The 17,092-nt window shown below is 70.3% G+C and carries 17 protein-coding genes and 1 pseudogene; 10 read left to right on the top strand and 8 right to left on the bottom strand.

The features are described 5' to 3' along the window. Positions 1–169: 169 nt before the first annotated feature. Both AB0D34_RS17460 and AB0D34_RS17465 read left to right on the top strand, forming a co-directional pair. Positions 170–2,848, top strand: coding sequence for a cellulose binding domain-containing protein (locus tag AB0D34_RS17460; protein WP_362662389.1), 2,679 nt, complete (start codon positions 170–172; stop codon positions 2,846–2,848). Positions 2,849–3,005: 157 nt separating this feature from the next. Then, positions 3,006–3,620: a hypothetical protein gene (locus tag AB0D34_RS17465; RefSeq protein ID WP_362662390.1), complete on the top strand. Its 615-nt coding sequence runs from the start codon at positions 3,006–3,008 to the stop codon at positions 3,618–3,620. A 48-nt stretch (positions 3,621–3,668) separates the two neighbouring features. On the opposite strand, the gene AB0D34_RS17470 is transcribed toward AB0D34_RS17465, so the two are convergent. Next, positions 3,669–5,540, bottom strand: a complete 1,872-nt coding sequence (locus AB0D34_RS17470; protein WP_362662392.1) for a rhamnogalacturonan lyase — start codon at positions 5,538–5,540, stop codon at positions 3,669–3,671. A 44-nt stretch (positions 5,541–5,584) separates the two neighbouring features. Beyond that, positions 5,585–6,535, bottom strand: a complete 951-nt coding sequence (locus tag AB0D34_RS17475; protein ID WP_362662393.1) for a YafY family protein — start codon at positions 6,533–6,535, stop codon at positions 5,585–5,587. Between the two features lie 40 nt (positions 6,536–6,575). On the opposite strand from AB0D34_RS17475, the gene AB0D34_RS17480 reads away from it, so the two are divergent. Together AB0D34_RS17480 and AB0D34_RS17485 are read left to right on the top strand one after the other, a co-directional pair. After that, on the top strand, positions 6,576–7,055 hold the full coding sequence (locus AB0D34_RS17480) for a hypothetical protein (RefSeq protein WP_362662395.1): 480 nt from the start codon (positions 6,576–6,578) through the stop codon (positions 7,053–7,055). After that, entirely contained in the window at positions 7,052–7,528 is a 477-nt protein-coding gene (locus AB0D34_RS17485; RefSeq protein ID WP_362662397.1) for a hypothetical protein, read from the top strand. The genes AB0D34_RS17480 and AB0D34_RS17485 overlap by 4 nt, the downstream gene beginning before the upstream one ends. Here the strand turns inward: AB0D34_RS17485 and AB0D34_RS17490 are convergent. The 3 genes from AB0D34_RS17490 to AB0D34_RS17500 all read right to left on the bottom strand — a co-directional run bounded on the left by AB0D34_RS17490 (position 7,497) and on the right by AB0D34_RS17500 (position 9,725). Beyond that, a complete protein-coding gene (locus AB0D34_RS17490; protein ID WP_362662399.1) occupies positions 7,497–8,240 on the bottom strand; it encodes a class I SAM-dependent methyltransferase in 744 nt (247 codons plus the stop codon). The two genes, AB0D34_RS17485 and AB0D34_RS17490, sit on opposite strands and share 32 nt — an antisense overlap. A gap of 4 nt (positions 8,241–8,244) precedes the next feature. After that, positions 8,245–8,550, bottom strand: a complete 306-nt coding sequence (locus AB0D34_RS17495; protein WP_362662400.1) for a 4a-hydroxytetrahydrobiopterin dehydratase — start codon at positions 8,548–8,550, stop codon at positions 8,245–8,247. A gap of 68 nt (positions 8,551–8,618) precedes the next feature. Beyond that, positions 8,619–9,725, bottom strand: a complete 1,107-nt coding sequence (locus AB0D34_RS17500) for an ADP-ribosylglycohydrolase family protein (RefSeq protein WP_362662963.1) — start codon at positions 9,723–9,725, stop codon at positions 8,619–8,621. Positions 9,726–9,772: 47 nt separating this feature from the next. Here AB0D34_RS17500 and AB0D34_RS17505 point away from each other — a divergent pair, with 47 nt between their 5' ends. The 6 genes and pseudogenes from AB0D34_RS17505 to AB0D34_RS17530 all read left to right on the top strand — a co-directional run bounded on the left by AB0D34_RS17505 (position 9,773) and on the right by AB0D34_RS17530 (position 14,139). Then, complete coding sequence (locus AB0D34_RS17505; RefSeq protein ID WP_362662401.1) at positions 9,773–10,606, top strand: helix-turn-helix transcriptional regulator; 834 nt, start codon at positions 9,773–9,775, stop codon at positions 10,604–10,606. A gap of 174 nt (positions 10,607–10,780) precedes the next feature. Beyond that, positions 10,781–11,644, top strand: a complete 864-nt coding sequence (locus AB0D34_RS17510) for a helix-turn-helix transcriptional regulator (RefSeq protein ID WP_362662403.1) — start codon at positions 10,781–10,783, stop codon at positions 11,642–11,644. A gap of 50 nt (positions 11,645–11,694) precedes the next feature. Further along, positions 11,695–12,489: an SAM-dependent methyltransferase gene (locus tag AB0D34_RS17515; RefSeq protein WP_362662404.1), complete on the top strand. Its 795-nt coding sequence runs from the start codon at positions 11,695–11,697 to the stop codon at positions 12,487–12,489. 269 nt (positions 12,490–12,758) lie between these two features. Further along, a pseudogene (gene narY / locus AB0D34_RS17520) lies at positions 12,759–13,472 on the top strand (nitrate reductase subunit beta); the annotation flags it as partial. Beyond that, on the top strand, positions 13,472–13,957 hold the full coding sequence (gene narJ / locus AB0D34_RS17525; protein WP_362662406.1) for a nitrate reductase molybdenum cofactor assembly chaperone: 486 nt from the start codon (positions 13,472–13,474) through the stop codon (positions 13,955–13,957). The pseudogene narY and the gene narJ, both read left to right, overlap by 1 nt. Further along, positions 13,954–14,139, top strand: a complete 186-nt coding sequence (locus AB0D34_RS17530) for a respiratory nitrate reductase subunit gamma (protein ID WP_362662407.1) — start codon at positions 13,954–13,956, stop codon at positions 14,137–14,139. The genes narJ and AB0D34_RS17530 overlap by 4 nt, the downstream gene beginning before the upstream one ends. Before the next feature lie 6 nt (positions 14,140–14,145). Here the strand turns inward: AB0D34_RS17530 and AB0D34_RS17535 are convergent, their stop codons facing one another. The 3 genes from AB0D34_RS17535 to AB0D34_RS17545 form a co-directional block, all read right to left on the bottom strand. Then, a complete protein-coding gene (locus tag AB0D34_RS17535) occupies positions 14,146–14,364 on the bottom strand; it encodes a hypothetical protein (RefSeq protein ID WP_362662409.1) in 219 nt (72 codons plus the stop codon). Between the two features lie 34 nt (positions 14,365–14,398). Beyond that, a complete protein-coding gene (gene dnaK, locus AB0D34_RS17540; protein ID WP_362662411.1) occupies positions 14,399–16,267 on the bottom strand; it encodes a molecular chaperone DnaK in 1,869 nt (622 codons plus the stop codon). Between the two features lie 61 nt (positions 16,268–16,328). Then, the gene (locus AB0D34_RS17545) at positions 16,329–17,087 is read right to left on the bottom strand and encodes a glycerophosphodiester phosphodiesterase family protein (RefSeq protein WP_362662413.1); all 759 of its coding nucleotides are present in this window, start codon (positions 17,085–17,087) and stop codon (positions 16,329–16,331) included. Between the last annotated feature and the right edge of the window lie 5 nt (positions 17,088–17,092).

The raw sequence follows: 17,092 nt of genomic DNA on the forward strand, positions 1-17,092 counted from the left end.
TCCCTCCCGCGGAACCGCTTGAAAGGCCCCGCGTACGTGGCCCCGTCACCTGACGACGGGGCCGACTCGCCGGGCGACCTCCTCCCGCACTGGGGGTCGCCCGGCAACTCTCGCACCGTACGGAAAGCGCTTACCCCCCCACACTCCCCCTTTCCGGAAAGGACCCCCCGTGCGAAGAACCCGCATCCTCACGGCCGTGCTCGCGCTCGCAGCCGGGCTGCTCGCCGGTACCCCGCCCGCGCTGGCGGCCGACGGCACCGCGAAGGTCTCGCTCGCCGCCGACACGTACACCTGGAAGAACGCCCGGATCGACGGTGGTGGATTCGTTCCCGGGATCGTGTTCAACCGGAAGGAGAAGAACCTGGCGTACGCCCGTACGGACATCGGCGGAGCGTACCGGTGGCAGGAGTCGTCGAAGACCTGGACACCGCTGCTGGACTCGGTCGGGTGGGACGACTGGGGGCACACCGGGGTGGTCAGTCTGGCCTCGGACTCGGTGGATCCGAACAAGGTATACGCGGCCGTAGGGACGTATACAAACAGCTGGGATCCGAAGAACGGTGCCGTCATGCGGTCCTCGGACCGGGGTGCCAGCTGGCAGAAGACCGGCCTGCCCTTCAAGCTCGGCGGCAACATGCCGGGGCGGGGCATGGGTGAGCGGCTGGCCGTCGACCCGAACAAGAACAGCGTGCTGTATCTGGGCGCGCCGAGCGGCAAGGGGCTGTGGCGGTCGACCGACTCGGGTGTCAGCTGGTCGCAGGTGACGAACTTCCCCAACGTCGGCAACTACCAGCAGGATCCGAGCGACACCAGCGGCTACTCCAGTGACAACCAGGGCATCGTCTGGGTCACCTTCGACGAGAAGACGGGCACGTCCGGGAACGCGACGCAGACGCTCTACGTCGGGGTCGCCGACCTCCAGAACTCGGTGTACCGGTCGACGGACGGCGGCGCGACCTGGAGCCGGCTCGCCGGGCAGCCGACGGGATATCTGGCGCACAAGGGTGTCCTGGACGCGGCGAACGGCTATCTGTATCTGTCCTACAGCGACAAGGGCGGGCCGTACGACGGGGGCAAGGGCCAGTTGTGGCGGTACGCGACGGCGACCGGGACCTGGACGAACATCAGCCCGGTCGCTGAGGCCGACACGTACTACGGGTTCAGCGGGCTGACGGTGGACCGGCAGCAGCCCGGCACGGTGATGGCCACCGCCTACAGCTCCTGGTGGCCGGACACCCAGATCTTCCGCTCCACGGACAGCGGCGCGACCTGGACGAAGGCGTGGGACTACTCGTCGTATCCCAACCGCGCGAACCGCTACACGATGGATGTCTCGTCGTCGCCGTGGCTGACGTGGGGCGCGAACCCGTCGCCGCCCGAACAGGCCCCGAAACTGGGGTGGATGACGGAGTCGATGGAGATCGACCCGTTCAACTCGAACCGGATGATGTACGGGACGGGGGCGACGGTCTACGGCACGGAAAACCTCACGAACTGGGACTCCGGCAGCCAGTTCACCATCAAGCCGATGGTGCAGGGCCTGGAGGAGACGGCGGTCCTCGACCTCGCGTCGCCGCCCTCGGGCGCCCCGCTGCTCAGTGCCCTCGGCGACATCGGCGGCTTCCGGCACACGGATCTCACCAAGGTCCCGTCAATGATGTTCACTTCGCCGAACTTCACCACGACCACGAGTCTGGACTTCGCGGAGACGAATCCGAACACGGTCGTGCGGGTGGGCAATCTGGACTCCGGTCCGCACATCGCGTTCTCGACGGACAACGGGGCCAACTGGTTCGCGGGCACGGACCCTTCGGGGGTGAGCGGAGGCGGGACGGTGGCCGCCGCCTCTGACGGCAGCCGGTTCGTGTGGAGCCCGGACGGCACGGGTGTGCAGTACACGACGGGCTTCGGTTCGTCCTGGGCGGCGTCGAGCGGGATCCCGGCGGGCGCGATCGTCGAGTCGGACCGGGTCGACCCGCGGACCTTCTACGGCTTCAAGTCGGGGAAGTTCTACGTGAGTACGGACGGTGGGGCGACGTTCGCGGCATCCTCGGCGACCGGGCTGCCCGCCGGGGACACCGTGCGCTTCAAGGCGGTGCCCGGGGTCAAGGGTGACGTCTGGCTCGCGGGCGGGGCCACGGACGGGGCGTACGGGCTGTGGCACTCGACGAACGGCGGCACGAGCTGGACCAAGCTGCCGAACGTCGACCAGGCCGACACGATCGGTTTCGGGAAGGCGGCGACGGGAGCGTCGTACCAGACCCTGTTCACCAGCGCGAAGATCGGCGGTGTCCGGGGCATCTTCCGCTCCACGGACAAGGGGGCGACCTGGACCCGCATCAACGACGACGCCCACCAGTGGGGTTGGACCGGCGGGGCGATCACGGGTGACCCGCGGGTGTACGGCCGGGTGTACGTCTCGACGAACGGCCGGGGCGTGATCTACGGCGACACGTCCGACACGAGCGGCGGCGGTGGCGGCACCGATCCGACGGACCCGACCGACCCGACCGACCCGCCACCGACGGGCCCCTGCACGGTGACGTACAAGATCACCAACCAGTGGTCGGGCGGCTTCCAGGCGGACATCCAGCTGACCAACACGGGCTCAAGTGCCTGGTCCGGCTGGTCACTTGGCTGGTCCTTCCCCAACGCCCAGACGATCTCCCAGATCTGGAACGCCGAGTACACCCAGTCGGGTTCGGCGACGATCGCGAAGAACGTCAACTGGAACGGCAACGTGGCCGCCGGCTCATCCGTGAGCTTCGGCTTCACGGGGAGCTGGTCGGGGACGAACGGGAAACCGACGGCGTTCAAGGTGGGCGACCAGAGCTGCGCGGTCACCTGACCGAACCACGGAGGGCGCGTACCGCACCGGGTACGCGCCCTCTCCCCTGCGCGACGAATGTTCAGGTCACAACTGAATCACCCCACTCACACGACCCTCACGCTTTCTTCACACCTCCCGTTACGCTCATCCCCCACGAAAGACCTCAGGGGGGACCATGTCGTACACCCAGCCGCCTCCGCCGCCGTTCTCGCCGCCGCCCGGTTTCGGGCCGCCGCCCGTTCCGCCGGCCCCGCGGCCCGGCTGGGCCCGCAAGCGGGTGCTCGTCCCCGTCGCCGCAGGCATCCTGCTCCTCGGCGTCGGCATCGGGGCCGCCGGCAACGGCGACGGCGGAAAGAAGGCCGCCGCCGAGCCCGCCCCCACCGTGACGGTCACCGCCACCGCGCAGGTCGACGCCGAGGCGGAGCCCGCGCCGACGGTGACCGTCACCAGGACGGCCACGGCGAAGGCAGCAGCGGACACGGCCGAGACCGCCGACAACGCCCCCAGCGGCAAGGCGGTGTTCAAGGTGTGGGGCTCCGCGCCCGCAGGCGTCGACATCACCTACGGCAGCGACGGCACCAATCTCCAGGGCAAGGGGCTGCCGATGGAGAAGACCCTGAGCGTCGACGAGGACGCCCTCTATTTCCAGGTGACCGCCCAGCTCATGGGCGGCGGGGACGTCCAGTGCTCGGTCACCATCGACGGCAAGACGAAGAAGGGCCGGGCGCAGGGCGGCTACAACATCTGCTCGGCGCAGCTCAACAGCGATTTCAGCGGCGGCTTCAGCTAGGTGGCCGGGTGGGTGCGTGCCCTCAAAGGCGCACGCACCCACCGGACTTCACGGCGTGTACACCGTCGGCCGCGGCGCTGTGGGCATCCCGTTGCCGATGAAGAAGCTCGGGTGCGGGGGCTGGTTGTATGCCGTGTTCTGCCAGGCCAGACCCGTGCGGTACATCGTGTCGTGGAGGAGGGTGGTGATCTTCGTCGTCGTTTCGTACGGCGTGGAGTAGATCCGCAGGGCCGTGTTGTCCGAGGTCGGCCAGACGACCTCCTCGCGCCAGTCGCCCAGGATGTCGCCGGACAGCGACGGGGTCGCCTTGGTGCTGTTGTTGGAGTGGACCGACGCGCCGGTCAGCAGGCGGGTGTCCGACGAGGTGCCGTACTTGTCGATGTGGGTGCCGTCGAGGAGTTCGCGGACCGTGTCGCCGTCCCACCAGGACAGGAAGTTGACGGAGGACGGCTCGCGGCCCTTGGTGGCGCCGGACTCGTCGCGGACGGAGGAGTCGGAGGCCGACCAGACCTCGGCGCCGTCGTTGCCGGCCCAGATGTCCCCGGCGACTCCGCGGCCGTTGTCGCAGCAGGCGGCCAGTTTCCAGTTCACCGTGCCGTTGGCCGGGTTGATGTACAACTCCGCCGGCTGTGACGTCGACTCCGAGACCTTGAAGTACTCCAGGCCCGCGTGGGACGGGTCCAGGTCACCCAGGTGCTGTGCGTCGCCGTGGCCCGTCTTCGTGGTCCACAGCCCGTTGCCGTTGTCGTCGACCGCCATCGCGCCGTAGACGATCTCGTCCTTGCCGTCGCCGTCCACGTCCCCGACGGACAGACTGTGCGAGCCCTGACCGTCGTAGCCCTTGCCGCTGTTGGTCGAGGAGGTGGTGTCGAAGGTCCAGCGGCGGGTGAAGGTGCCGTTGCGCCAGTCCCAGGCCGCGATCACCGTACGGGTGTAGTAGCCGCGGGCCATGATGACGGAGGGGCGGGCACCGTCCAGGTACGCCGTCCCCGCGAGGAAGCGGTCCACGCGGTTGCCGTACGAGTCTCCCCACGACGACACCGTGCCGCGCGCCGGGACGTAGTCGACGCTCTGCATCGCCTTGCCGGTCTGGCCGTTGAACATGGTCAGGTACTCCGGGCCGGAGAGGACGTAGCCGCTGGAGTTGCGGTGGTCCGCCGACGCGCTGCCGATCACCGCGCCGGTCCCGTCGACCGTGCCGTCCGCCGTCTTCATGGCGACCTCGGCCTTGCCGTCGCCGTCGTAGTCGTACGCCTGGAACTGTGTGTAGTGCGCGCCGGAGCGGATGTTGCGGCCCAGGTCGATGCGCCACAGGCGGGTGCCGTCGAGCTTGACCCCGTCGAGGATCGTGTTGCCGGTGTAGCCGGACTGGGAGTTGTCCTTGGCGTTGGTGGGCTGCCACTTGAGAACGAAGTCCAGAGCCCCGTCCCCGTCGAGGTCGGCGACGGAGGCGTCGTTCGCCTCGTAGGTGTACGCCACTCCGTCCGGGGTGGTGCCTCCGGCGGGCGGGCTGATCGGAACGTCCTTGTATCCGGTGCGGAGTTGGACCGCGTGGACCGAGTCGGCCTGCTCCACGCCGCCGACGATCGCGCGGACCGTGTAGTCGGCCTGGGAGGGCGCCCCGGAGTGGAAGTAGTTCGTGGAGCCGGTGATCGGGGCCGAGTTGACCTTCGTACCGGCGCGGTAGACGTTGAAGGAGACGTCGTTGGGGTCGGTGCCCAGCCAGCGCCAGCTGACCAGGTTGCCCCCGTCGGTGTGGACGCTGACGACGCCCCGGTCGAGCTTCTCGACCTGGCGGGCGGTGGCGGCTTCTGCCGTGCCGGGCGACAGTGCGGTCAGGCCGGCGGCCACGAGGGCCACGGCGGCGGTCGTCGCCGAGAGGAGGACTCGGCGTCTGCGGTGCGGGTGCGGGTGCTGCACGGGGTGAACCTCCGAAGCAGTGAGGACGGACGGGTTCCGCACACTCAGTCGCCGCACGGGGACACCGGGTTGCCGTATCTTTCGGCCAGTTCGGCGATCGTTCGAGCCATCCGCTCACGCAGCTCAGGGGGTTCCAGGACCTCGATGTCCGCGCCCAGGCGCAGGAACTCGCCCTGCGCGTGCTCGACGGACTCGATGGGGACACGGGCGACGGTCCAGCCGTCGGGGGCCGCGCTGATCGAGACCGCTCTCGGCAGCCGCACCCCCGGAGCCAACCGTACGACCGCCTCGCCGCGGTACAGCCGGTCATGGAAGTCCCGCTGGTACGCCGTCCAGTGGGCCGCCAGGTCGAAACCCTCGGGCCGGGTGAACTCCTCGTCCAGCAGGGTGAGTTCAAGGATCTGGTCGACACGATAGGTGCGTGGCCCCGGGCCCGCGACGACGTACCAGCGACCCGCCTTCGACACCAGCCCGTACGGCTCCAGGCGGCGTCGGACATCGGTCGGTACCCGCCAGCGGCGGTATACGACATCCAGAATCCGGTTTTTCCATACCGCCTCCGCCACCGTCGGCAGATACGGCGCCTCCTCGTCTTCCGCATACCATCCGGGCGTATCGAGGTGGAAGCGCCCACTGATCCGGTCCGCGTGGGCCCGCAGTTCCGCCGGGAGCGCGGCCCGAACCTTCAGCTGGGCGGCGGCGAGGACCGGGCCCAGGCCCAGTTCGGCGGCGGGTCCCGGAGCGCCGGCCAGGAACAGCGCCTCCGCCTCGTCCGTGGTGAGCCCGGTCAGGCGGGTGCGGTAGCCGTCGAGCAGGCGGTAGCCGCCGGCGTGTCCCGCGTCGCCGTACAGCGGGACACCGGCCGCGCTCAGCGCGTCGACGTCCCGGTACACCGTGCGCACCGAGACCTCCAGCTCCTCGGCGAGCTGGGCGGCGGTCATCCGGCCCCGGGTCTGGAGCAGGAGCAGGATCGAGACGAGTCGGCTGGACTTCACTGACACAGGGTGTCAGTGAAGCGGGCCTAGCGTCCTGCGCATGGCCTTCACCGAGAAGCTGCTGACCGTGCCTGCGCCGATCGAGGTCGCCGGGCGGCACATCAAGCGCTACCACGTCACGGCCGACCCGGCCGGCATCGCGCCCGATGTCGAGAAGGCGGCGTACGAGATCCTCCCGGATCTGCTCCCCGAGCCGGACGGCACCCCGCCCGCGACCTTCGTCGTGCTGCACCGCGGCAGCGACGACGGCGCCTATCTGAACGCGTACAGCTGGGTCTGGGACAACGTCCTGCACTTCCGCGGCGCGTCGGCCGGCCAGCCCGTGCTGGGCTGCCCCGACCGCGATCCCACCCACTTCATCAAGCCCGACCTGCCCTGGATCGGCTGCGTCTGGGAGCTGCCGCCGATCCTGCACGAGCGGGACGCCTGGGTACGGCACCTGCTCGTCCCCGAAGTCCCGGACCTCAAGGCCTACTTGGCCGATTCACTGCCCGAAGGAACCACTGGAGACCGCTCATGAGCAGCCCGCACGACTTCGACTTCTTCCACGGCGACTGGGAGGTCGTCAACCGCCGCCGTACCGACTTCCTCGACCCGGACAGCGGTTGGGAGGAGTTCCCGGCCACCAGCCGCTGCTGGCCGCTGTTCGACGGGACCGCCAACATCGACGAGATCGACATGCCGCACCTGGAGGCGAAGGGCGCGACCCTGCGGCTCTTCGACCGCGGAACGGAACAGTGGTCGCTGAACTGGGCCGCGAGCCGCAGCGGGAAGCTGTTCCCACCGGTGGTCGGGCGGTTCAAGGACGGTCGCGGTGAGTTCTACGGCGACGACGCGCACGAGGGGAAGGACGTGCGGGTGCGGTTCGTGTGGGCGGACATGTCGGCGCACGCGGCCCACTGGGAGCAGGCCTTCTCCGTCGACGACGGGGCGAGTTGGGTGACCAACTGGACCATGGACTTCAGCCGGCCTTCCGGAACGCCCGGAGGCTGAACACCGGGTCGGGGCGCGGGAGTTCCTGGTCCGGGAGTGCTTCGAGACCGGCGGCGAACCGTTCGGTGAGCGGGTCGCCGGGCGGCAGCCGGGTGAACCAGCCGCGTCGCAGGTCGGCAGCCGTGCGCCGGGGGCTGCGGCCCTGACCGAGGCCCGGGAAACGGGCCTGTCCGGCAGGGTGCAGGAGGTGTGCGGCGGCGTACGACTGCACGAGCGGGGCCGTGTCCGGGGCCGGGCGGCGTGGACGCGGGGCGAGGACGGCGTCGATGTCGCTGCCGACGTCGTGGGCGGCGGCCTTGTCGACGGTGGTGACGTACACCCCGCCGGGTCGCAGGACCCGGGCGCACTCGGCGACCACGGCCCGGACGTCCTCGGGCCCGTCGAGGAGGTGCAGCAGCCACACGCTGGTGACGGCGTCGAACACCGCGTCGGGGAACGGCAGCGCGCGGCTGTCGGCGAGGACGATCGCGCCGGGCAGCCGTACGGCGGCCATGCGGGCCATGCCGTACGTCAGGTCGGCGCCCGTCACCCGGGTCGCGGGCCGGGCGGCGGCGAGCCTGCGGGTGACGATGCCGGTGCCGCAGGCCACGTCGAGGTGGCGCCGGGTGTCGGACGGGATCAGTCCGAGTACGGCGTCGGCGGCCGCGGCGGCCCTGGGCTCACCGCCGCGGGTGGCGTCGTAGGCGTCGGCCTCCTTGTCGTAGTCGAGCACGGCCTCACTGGGCTCCGTGACCGGCGGCGAGCGCCTCCACCCGCTGCGCGAGCTCGAAGTCCTTCTCGGTGACGGCGCCGCCCGCGCTGTGCGTGTGCACGGACAGTTCGACCGTGTTGTAGCCGAGGGTGAGGTCGGAGTGGTGGTCGAGTTCCTCCTGGACCTGGGCGATGTGCACGACCATCGCGGTCGCGGCGAAGTGCGTGCCGAGCCGGTACGAGCGGGTGAGGCGGCTGTCGGCGGCGGACCAGCCGGGCAGTTCCGCGAGCCGGTCCTCGATCTCCTTCTGCGACAGGGGTTCGACGGGCATGACCTGGCTCCTTTCACGGACGGGGGTACCTGTCCAGGCTGCCACAGCAGTACGGCACCGGTCGCCGGTCACGGCCCCAGAAGGCCGCCGCTGATCTGCAGGGCCCCGAGATCGTCGGCGAGGACGGCGATTCTCGCCCGGCCCTCGACCCGCTGGATCCATTCATGCGGCAGAGTGTGATCGCCGTACGCAGCGCCGAGCAGGTTGCCGCAGATGGCACCGGTGGAGTCACTGTCGCCGGAGTGGTTGACCGCCCTCAGCAGGCTGGTCTCGATACGGCCCGGGTACAGCGCGCAGAACACGGCGATGGCCAGGGCTTCCTCGGCCACCCAGCCCGCGCCGAGCCTCTCGAGCCGTTCCGGCGACGCCGACGAGCGGTCTGCGGCCTCGGCGAGGGCGCGCTCCAGGGCTGCGGTCGTCTCCTCGTGGCCTGGGTAGGCGGCCAGCACCCGCATCGCGCGCAGGATCGCCGCCTCCATGGAGTCGCCTTCGACCAGATTGGTGATGATCGCGGCGAACGCGCCGGCCGCGTAGTAGCCGGTGGGGTGGCCATGGGTGATCTGGGCGGCGCAGGCCGCCATCCGGAAGGCGTGGTGGTCGTTCTCGGCGATGAGCCCGAAGGGAGCGGAGCGCATCACCGCACCGCAGCCCTTGGAGTCGGGGTTGACCGCGCCGGGTCTGCCGTCGAAGGGGAGCCACTGGTCGGGGGCGTACCCGTGCGCGACACCGGACAGACAGGCGTTGCCCGGGGCGCGACGGGCGTACAGCCACTCCTCGGTGACCAGGCCGTCCGCGGGCCCGCTCGACGGCGGGGTGGCCCCGGGGCCGGGCAGGGACTGGGTCCGAAGCCAGCGTTCGTATGCCCGCAGCATGGTCTCGGACCAGCGGACGGAAACGTTCCCCATCCTCTTGTGGTCGGATGCGTCGACCTTCCTGTCATGGACGTATGCCTCGACGAGGCCCTCAGCCGTGAAGAGGGTCATCTGCGTGTCGTCGCTGATCCGGCCCACGAGGCCCTGCTCGCCGGGCACCAGGTCGGTCACACCGTGCGGCCCGTAGGCCTCACGGATACGGCCGATGGGGAGGAACTCCACGGGATAGCCGAGGGCGTCTCCGATCGCCCCGCCCAGCAGACAGCCCCGCACCCGGGAGCGGTATGCCGCACGCCCCTCCATGGTCCACGGATTCTTCAACACGCTTCTCCTCGACTACGGTCGTACGTATGCCAATTGTCCCGTCCGGCATGGCCGCCCCCGCCGGCACCCCCACCCACCAGGGCATCGGCCCCCTCCTGCGCGCCTGGCGGGAGCAACGGCGGGTCAGCCAGCTGGAGTTGGCCCTGCGCGCGGACTCCAGCGCCCGGCACATCAGCTTCGTCGAGACGGGGCGCTCCCGTCCCAGCGAGGAGATGGTGCTGCGGCTCGCCGAACACCTGGACGTGCCGGTGCGGGAGCGCAACGCGCTGCTGCTGGCCGCCGGTTACGCCCCGCGCTACCCCGAGACCCCGCTCGACGACCCGGCCCTGGACGCCGTGCGCGAGGGGATCGAGCGGCTGATCCAGGGCTACGAGCCCTACCCCGCCCTGGTGTTCGACGCCTCGTATCACGTCGTGGCCGCGAACCGGGGCATCATGATGCTCCTCGACGGCATCCCGGAGTCCCTGCTCCGACCCCCGCTGAACACCATGCGGCTCACCCTGCACCCCCAGGGTCTCTCCCCCCGCATCCGCAACCTGCGGGAGTGGCGCGGGCATCTGCTGCACCAGATGGAACGGCAGATGGCCCTGCGGCGGTCGGAGTCGCTGCGTGAGCTGTACGAGGAGGTGGCGGCCTATCCGGTGCCGGAACCCGAGTCCGACGGACCCCAACTCACCGAACCCGCACCGTACTTCGCGCTTCCGATGCGGATCGAGCACGAGGGCAGGACGCTGTCGTTCATCTCGTCCACGGCCACCTTCAACACCCCCATGGACGTGACCGTCGCCGAGCTGGCCATCGAGACGTTCCTCCCGGCCGATCCGGCGACGGTCAAGCACCTCCACGCCCTGCTTCCCTGACCCGGATCCCGGGCCGGAGTGCGCCGGCCCGGAACCCTTGGCCACCACCTTCCCGCCGCCTCGCGCGCCCGTCGATTACGTGGGAGGTAAGGAAGGAAGCGTCCGTGACCGGTGAGACCGGCACCGGAACATGACACACTGCACCGGAACTTCGACGCGTAGGGGAGGCGTGGCGTGAGTGAGCGGCGGCCTGCGCCGACCGTGGGTCAGGTGGTCCTCGGCAGACGGCTTCAGGAACTGCGGGAGGCGGTCGGCCTCAAGCGCGAGGAGGCCGCACAGGTGCTGCGGGTGGCTCCCGCGACCGTGCGGCGGATGGAGATGGCCGAGGTCGCCCTGAAGATCCCGTACGTCCAGGTGCTCCTGGAGACGTACGGCGTCCCCGAGGAGCAGTCCGAGGCCTTCGTGCAGCTCGCCGAGGAGGCGAACAAGCCGGGCTGGTGGCAGCGGTTCCACGACGTGCTGCCCGAGTGGTTCAGCCTGTACGTGAGCCTGGAGGGTTCGGCCCGCATCATCCGGTCCTACGAGCCGCACTTCGTGCCCGGGCTGCTGCAGACCGAGGAGTACGCGCGTGCCGTGATGGAGGCCGGGACGATCGGGCAGGCGGGCCGCGACGCGCTGGAGCGGCACGTGTCGCTGCGCATCGAACGGCAGCGGCTGCTGGAGCGCCCGAACCCGCCCCACCTGTGGGCGATCATGGACGAGACGGTGCTGCGCCGCCCGGTGAGCATCCGCGCCGAGGTCATGCGCGAACAGCTCGACAAACTCCTGGAGTTCGCCGAGCGCGACCGGGTCACGCTCCAGGTGTGCGAGTTCGAGGAGGGCCCGCACCCGGGGACGTACGCGCCCTTCTCGCTGTTCCGCTTCGCCGAGCCGGAGCTGCCCGACATGGTCTTCACCGAGTACCTGACCGGTGCGCTGTATCTCGACTCCCGCCAGGAGGTCGCCACGCACCTGGAGGTCCTGGACCACATGTCGGCGCGGGCCGCGTCGGCGGAACGGACGAAGAAGCTGCTGCGGGAGCGCCGCGAGGACTTCTGAGCAGGAATCACGGCATCACAGGGAACAGGGAACAGGGAGACGACACCGCAATGACCGGATCCGACGCGCCCAGAATCGACACCAGCCGCCCGCACCCGGCGCGGGTGTACGACTGGTGGCTGGGCGGCAAGGACAACTACCCGGTGGACGAGGCACTGGCCCGCAGGATCCTGGAGGTGGACGGCACGGTGCTGCGCGGTGCGCGCGCCAACCGCCGCTTCATGACCAGGGCGGTGCGCACCGCGGCCGAGGCCGGGATACGGCAGTTCCTGGACATCGGCACGGGCATCCCCACCGAGCCCAACCTGCACCAGGTCGCGCAGGGCGTCGCGCCCGAGGCCAAGGTGGTGTACGCGGACAACGACCCGATCGTGCTGCGGCACGCGCAGGCACTGCTGCACGGCTCCGCCGAGGGAAGCACGGACTACGTCGAGGCCGACGTCCGCGACATCGACACGCTGCTGGCCCGGGCGCGCGAGTCCCTGGACTTCACGCAGCCGATCGCCCTGTCCCTGGTGGCGCTCACCCACTACCTGGACGACGACGCCTACGGGCTGGTCCAGCGCTACGTCGACGCGCTCGCCCCGGGCAGCTGCCTGATCCTCTCGCAGGTCACCCCCGACCTGAGCCCCGAGGCGATCGCGAAGGCCGCCCAGCAGTTCCGCAACAGCGGCACCCCCTTCTTCCCGCGTTCGCTCGCCGAGTTCTCCCGCTTCTTCGACGGACTGGAGCTCCTCGGTCCCGGGGTGATCCCGGTCTACGGCTGGCGTCCTGACCCGGAGGACGTGGCGGCCCAGGCCGAGGGCATCGTGCCGGTGTACGCGGGGGTCGCCCGCAAGGTCTGACCCGTACGGGTGCCGTGAACGGGTGTGCTCCCGCGCCCCGCCCTAGGTTCGAAGGAGCCGTGGGCCAGCAAAGGGAGCGCACGTGACCGACACCCGAATACCGCCGAGGGAGCCCGGCGCGGCGCTGCCGTGCGGTTCACGCCGTGCGTGGAGTTCACGACCTTGTCGTGGCTCCAGCGGTCGCCGCTGGAAGGTGCACGTCAAGGACGGCATCATCACGTGGGAGACCCAGCAGACGGACTACCCGTCGGTGGGCCCCGACCGCACCGGAGAAGTGCACGATGCGCTGTCCGCGGGTGGAGGTCGGTCTGCCAACCGTGTACTCGGAGACGTGCGTGGGGCGGCTGCGCTGTCTCGGGGTGTGCTGTACGACGCCGACAGAGTGACGGCCGCGGCCTCCGTGCGGGACGAAAAGGAGCTGTACGAGGCCCAGTTGGGGGTGTTCCTCGACCCGGACGACCACGCCGTGCAGCGGGCGGCCGAGGAGGCGGGGATCCCGTACGACCGGATGGCGGCGGCCCGCCGCTCCCCGGTCCGCGCGCTGATCAGCACGTACCAGGTGGCGCTGCCGCTGCATCCCGAGTACCGCACCATGCCGATGGTCTGGTACATCCCGCCGTTGTCGCCGGTGGTGGACGCGCTGTCGGAGACCGGGCACGACGGCGAGGACGCGCGGACCTCTTCGGTGCGATCGAGACACTCCGCATCCCGCTGGAGTACCTGGCGGAGGTGTTCACCGCCGGTGATGTCGGGCCGGTGCGGGCCTCGTTGGAGAAGCGGCCGGGGGAGACGCGCGGCGGCTCGAGGAGTCGGCGCTGCCGGACGGTTGCAGCCTCGATTACCAGGACGGGCCCGGTATGGGCGGTGACGGGCCGTTCGGCCAGGACTCGGGGCAGGGGCGCAGACAGCTGCCGCTGGTGTCGGTGGAGAACTTCCACGCGCTGCGCAGGCGGCAGACCACCGACGACGCTGAGGAGGCCTGATGCCCTCGGACGCAGTGCTGTACCAGGCGGCGGCACTCTGCCTGACGTATCCCGACGACGACTTCCGCGCACGGCTACCACTGTTGCGCGAAGCGGCCCCGCAGCTGCGGGAGTTCGTCGACCACGCGGCGGTGACGCCCGCGCAGGAGCTGGCGGCGCACTACGTCCAGGTCTTCGACTTCAAGAACCGGCACAGTCTGTATCTGAGCTGGTGGCGGGACGGGGACACCCGGCGGCGCGGAATGTCGCTGGTCCGCTTCAAGGACGTCTACCGGGCGGCGGGCCTGGAGTTCACCGGTGAGGAGCTGCCCGACTTCCTGCCCGCCGTGCTGGAGTTCGCGGCCCGCACCGGCGACCTCGGCCTGCTCACCGAGCACCGCGACGGCCTGGAGCAACTCCGCTCCCGGCTCACCGACTTCGGCACGCCGTACGCGTCCGTCCTGGACGCCGTGTGCGCCGCTCTGCCGACCAGGGCGCGCTCATGACGACACTCCCCTGTGGGGCGTCCTGCCGTACGTCGGCCTCCAACGCCTTCCACTGCGGCAGCCTCTTCGTACTCGCCGGCCACGTCGTGGGGTTGTTCGTCCCGGTGTCCTGGACGGACTCGATCGGGATCGGCGAGCAGCCCGCAGATCCTGATCGCCCTGGTCAGAAGACGGAGGTGTAGCGGGGGTCAGCTGTCGTGGTGCCCCGCCGGAGCGACGCCCCCGTCGAAGTGCCCGGCCGGAGCGACCCCGCCGTCGATGTGACCGGCCGTGACGGCGTACGGTGCCGAGTCTCCGGCCGGGGCCGCGCCGCCCTCGACGTGGCCCGCCACCGCCGCGCCGCCCGCCAGCAGCGCGCCCGCCGCCAGAGCCGCGAGGCGTGCGCGTCGAGTCCTGTTGTCCGCCATGGTCGTGTCCCTCCCCGGTGTCCAGCGGGTGGGCTCAGGCCGCCCCGCCCTTCTGGTCCCTGTCATCGTCCACGATCTCGGCGTCCACCACACCCTCGTCCTCCTGAGGTTGACGAGACTCCGACCGCTCCTCTCCGGAGGGCTGCTCCTGGGCGGCCTGGGCGTACATCGCCTGGCCCATCTTCTGGCTGACGGAGGCGAGCTTCTCCACGCCGTCGCGGAGGGCGCCGGTGTCGGCGTTCTCCTCCAGGAGCCGCTTCAGGTCCGCGACCGCCGACTCGACCTCCGACTTGGTGTCGGCGGGGACCTTGTCGCCGTTCTCGCGGACGAACTTCTCGGTCTGGTAGACGAGTTGTTCGGCCTGGTTGCGGGTCTCGGCGGCCTCGCGGCGACCCCGGTCCTCCTCGGCGTACTGTTCGGCCTCGCGCATCATGCGGTCGATGTCGTCCTTGGGGAGCGCCGAGCCGCCGGTCACGGTCATCTTCTGCTCGCGCCCGGTCGCGAGGTCCTTCGCCGAGACGTGCATGATCCCGTTCGCGTCGATGTCGAAGGCGACCTCGATCTGGGGAACCCCGCGGGGCGCGGGCGGCAGGCCGGTGAGGTCGAAGACGCCGAGCTTCTTGTTGTACGCGGCGATCTCGCGCTCACCCTGGTAGACCTGGATGCCGACGGACGGCTGGTTGTCCGTGGCGGTGGTGAAGATCTCCGAACGCCGGGTGGGGATCGTGGTGTTGCGCTCGATGAGCTTCGTCATGATGCCGCCCTTGGTCTCGATGCCCAGGGACAGCGGGGTGACGTCGAGGAGGAGCACGTCCTTCACGTCACCGCGGATGACGCCCGCCTGAAGCGCCGCGCCGACCGCCACGACCTCGTCCGGGTTGACCCCCTTGTGCGGGTCCTTGCCGGTGAGTTCCTTGACGAGGTCGGTCACCGCGGGCATCCGTGTCGAGCCGCCGACGAGGATCACGTGGTCGATCGCGGCGAGCTTGATGCCGGCGTCCTTGACCGCCTGGTGGAAGGGGGTCTTGCAGCGGTCGAGGAGATCGGCGGTGAGCTCCTGGAACTGGGCGCGGGTCAGCTTCTCGTCGAGATGCAGGGGCCCCTCGGCGGAGGCGGTGATGTAGGGCAGGTTGATCGTGGTCTCCGAGGCCGAGGACAGCTCGATCTTCGCCTTCTCGGCCCCCTCGCGCAGCCGCTGCAGCGCCATCTTGTCCTTGCCGAGGTCGATGCCGTACTGCCCCTGGAACGTCTTCACGAGGTGCTCGACGACCCGCTGGTCCCAGTCGTCGCCGCCGAGGTGCGTGTCGCCGTTGGTCGCCTTGACCTCGATGACCCCGTCGCCGATCTCCAGCAGGGAGACGTCGAAGGTGCCGCCGCCGAGGTCGAAGACCAGGACCGTCTGCTCCTCGCCCCGGTCGAGGCCGTACGCCAGCGCCGCCGCCGTGGGTTCGTTGATGATCCTCAGGACCTTCAGCCCGGCGATCTCCCCGGCTTCCTTCGTCGCCTGGCGCTGGGCGTCGTCGAAGTAGGCGGGCACGGTGATCACGGCGTCGGTGACGTCCTCGCCGAGGTACGACTCCGCGTCCCGCTTCAGTTTCTGCAGGACCCGCGCCGACAGTTCCTGCGCCCGGTACCGGGTGCCGTCGATGTCGCCCTGGTCGGGGAAGCGCCAGCTCCCGTCGCCCATGTAACGCTTCACGGAGCGCGCGGTGCGCTCGACGTTCGTCACGGCCTGCCGTTTGGCGACCTCGCCCACCAGCACCTCGCCGTTCTTGGCGAAGGCCACGACCGAAGGTGTGGTCCTGGCCCCCTCCGCGTTGGCGACGACGGTGGGTTCACCGCCCTCCAGCACGGCCACCACCGAGTTCGTGGTCCCCAGATCGATCCCGACCGCACGTGCCATCACTGTCCCCTTCCGCCAGGGAGCTCCCCGCACTCCAGCACAAAACTTGAGTGCCGATCTGTCAATGGGACGGGTACCCCAGGGAGCGCTCCTCGCTCGGTTCTCCTCGCAGCGCGACGGCCCGTCGCGGCCGGTCGGTGATCAGGACGTCCACCCGGGGATGGTCCAGGAAGGCCCGCATGAGGGTGTCGTCGTTGACCGTCCAGACCATGGTGAACAGGTCGTGCCGGGCCGCCTCGCGCAGCACGTTGGCGCGGGCCAGCCGCTGGTGCACGGCCACCCCGCTCGCGCCGCAGGCGCGCACCCGGCGCATCGGCAGGAGCTCGCTGAGCCGGACACCGGCCAGCCGGGAGCGGGCGATCTCCTTGCCGTCCCGTCCCAGCGACAGCGCTGTGCGCACCCCCGGGAAGGCCCGCGCGATGGCCGCCACGGAACGGTCCTCCAGGGTGGTGGCGACGAAACCGTCCTCCCCGAGCAGCGCGACCGCCCGGTCGATCAGCTCGCGCTCGTAGCCGGTCTCCTTGAGGTCCAGGTGGCCGATCATCCGCCCCGCGATCAGGGCCATGACCTCGTCGACGACCGGCACGGGATATCCGGCCCGCTCACTGAGTTCGGTATACGGGATCCCGGACAGCGGCGGCCCGCCCGGTCCCACCCGGGGGTCGTGGTAGACGACGAGGACCCCGTCGGCCGTACGCCGGATGTCGAACTCGACGTACTCCGCGCCGGAGCGGAGCGCGTCCTCGTACGCCTCCCAGGTCGCCGCACCGGCACGCTCGGACCCGCCCCGGTGGGCGGAGACTGCGGGTCGTCGGGACATACGGC

The organism is Streptomyces sp. NPDC048420 (genome assembly GCF_040651535.1).
Lineage (GTDB): Bacteria > Actinomycetota > Actinomycetes > Streptomycetales > Streptomycetaceae > Streptomyces.

Excerpts from the sequence above, each read along its gene's own strand:
- AB0D34_RS17465 (WP_362662390.1), top strand. The coding sequence starts at position 3,006 with ATGTCGTACACCCAGCCGCCTCCGCCGCCGTTCTCGCCGCCGCCCGGT.
- AB0D34_RS17480 (WP_362662395.1), top strand. The coding sequence starts at position 6,576 with ATGGCCTTCACCGAGAAGCTGCTGACCGTGCCTGCGCCGATCGAGGTC.
- AB0D34_RS17485 (WP_362662397.1), top strand. The coding sequence starts at position 7,052 with ATGAGCAGCCCGCACGACTTCGACTTCTTCCACGGCGACTGGGAGGTC.
- AB0D34_RS17495 (WP_362662400.1), bottom strand. The coding sequence starts at position 8,550 with ATGCCCGTCGAACCCCTGTCGCAGAAGGAGATCGAGGACCGGCTCGCG.
- AB0D34_RS17500 (WP_362662963.1), bottom strand. The coding sequence starts at position 9,725 with ATGGAGGGGCGTGCGGCATACCGCTCCCGGGTGCGGGGCTGTCTGCTG.
- AB0D34_RS17505 (WP_362662401.1), top strand. The coding sequence starts at position 9,773 with ATGCCAATTGTCCCGTCCGGCATGGCCGCCCCCGCCGGCACCCCCACC.
- AB0D34_RS17515 (WP_362662404.1), top strand. The coding sequence starts at position 11,695 with ATGACCGGATCCGACGCGCCCAGAATCGACACCAGCCGCCCGCACCCG.
- narJ (WP_362662406.1), top strand. The coding sequence starts at position 13,472 with ATGCCCTCGGACGCAGTGCTGTACCAGGCGGCGGCACTCTGCCTGACG.
- AB0D34_RS17530 (WP_362662407.1), top strand. The coding sequence starts at position 13,954 with ATGACGACACTCCCCTGTGGGGCGTCCTGCCGTACGTCGGCCTCCAAC.
- AB0D34_RS17535 (WP_362662409.1), bottom strand. The coding sequence starts at position 14,364 with ATGGCGGACAACAGGACTCGACGCGCACGCCTCGCGGCTCTGGCGGCG.
- dnaK (WP_362662411.1), bottom strand. The coding sequence starts at position 16,267 with ATGGCACGTGCGGTCGGGATCGATCTGGGGACCACGAACTCGGTGGTG.
- AB0D34_RS17545 (WP_362662413.1), bottom strand. The coding sequence starts at position 17,087 with ATGTCCCGACGACCCGCAGTCTCCGCCCACCGGGGCGGGTCCGAGCGT.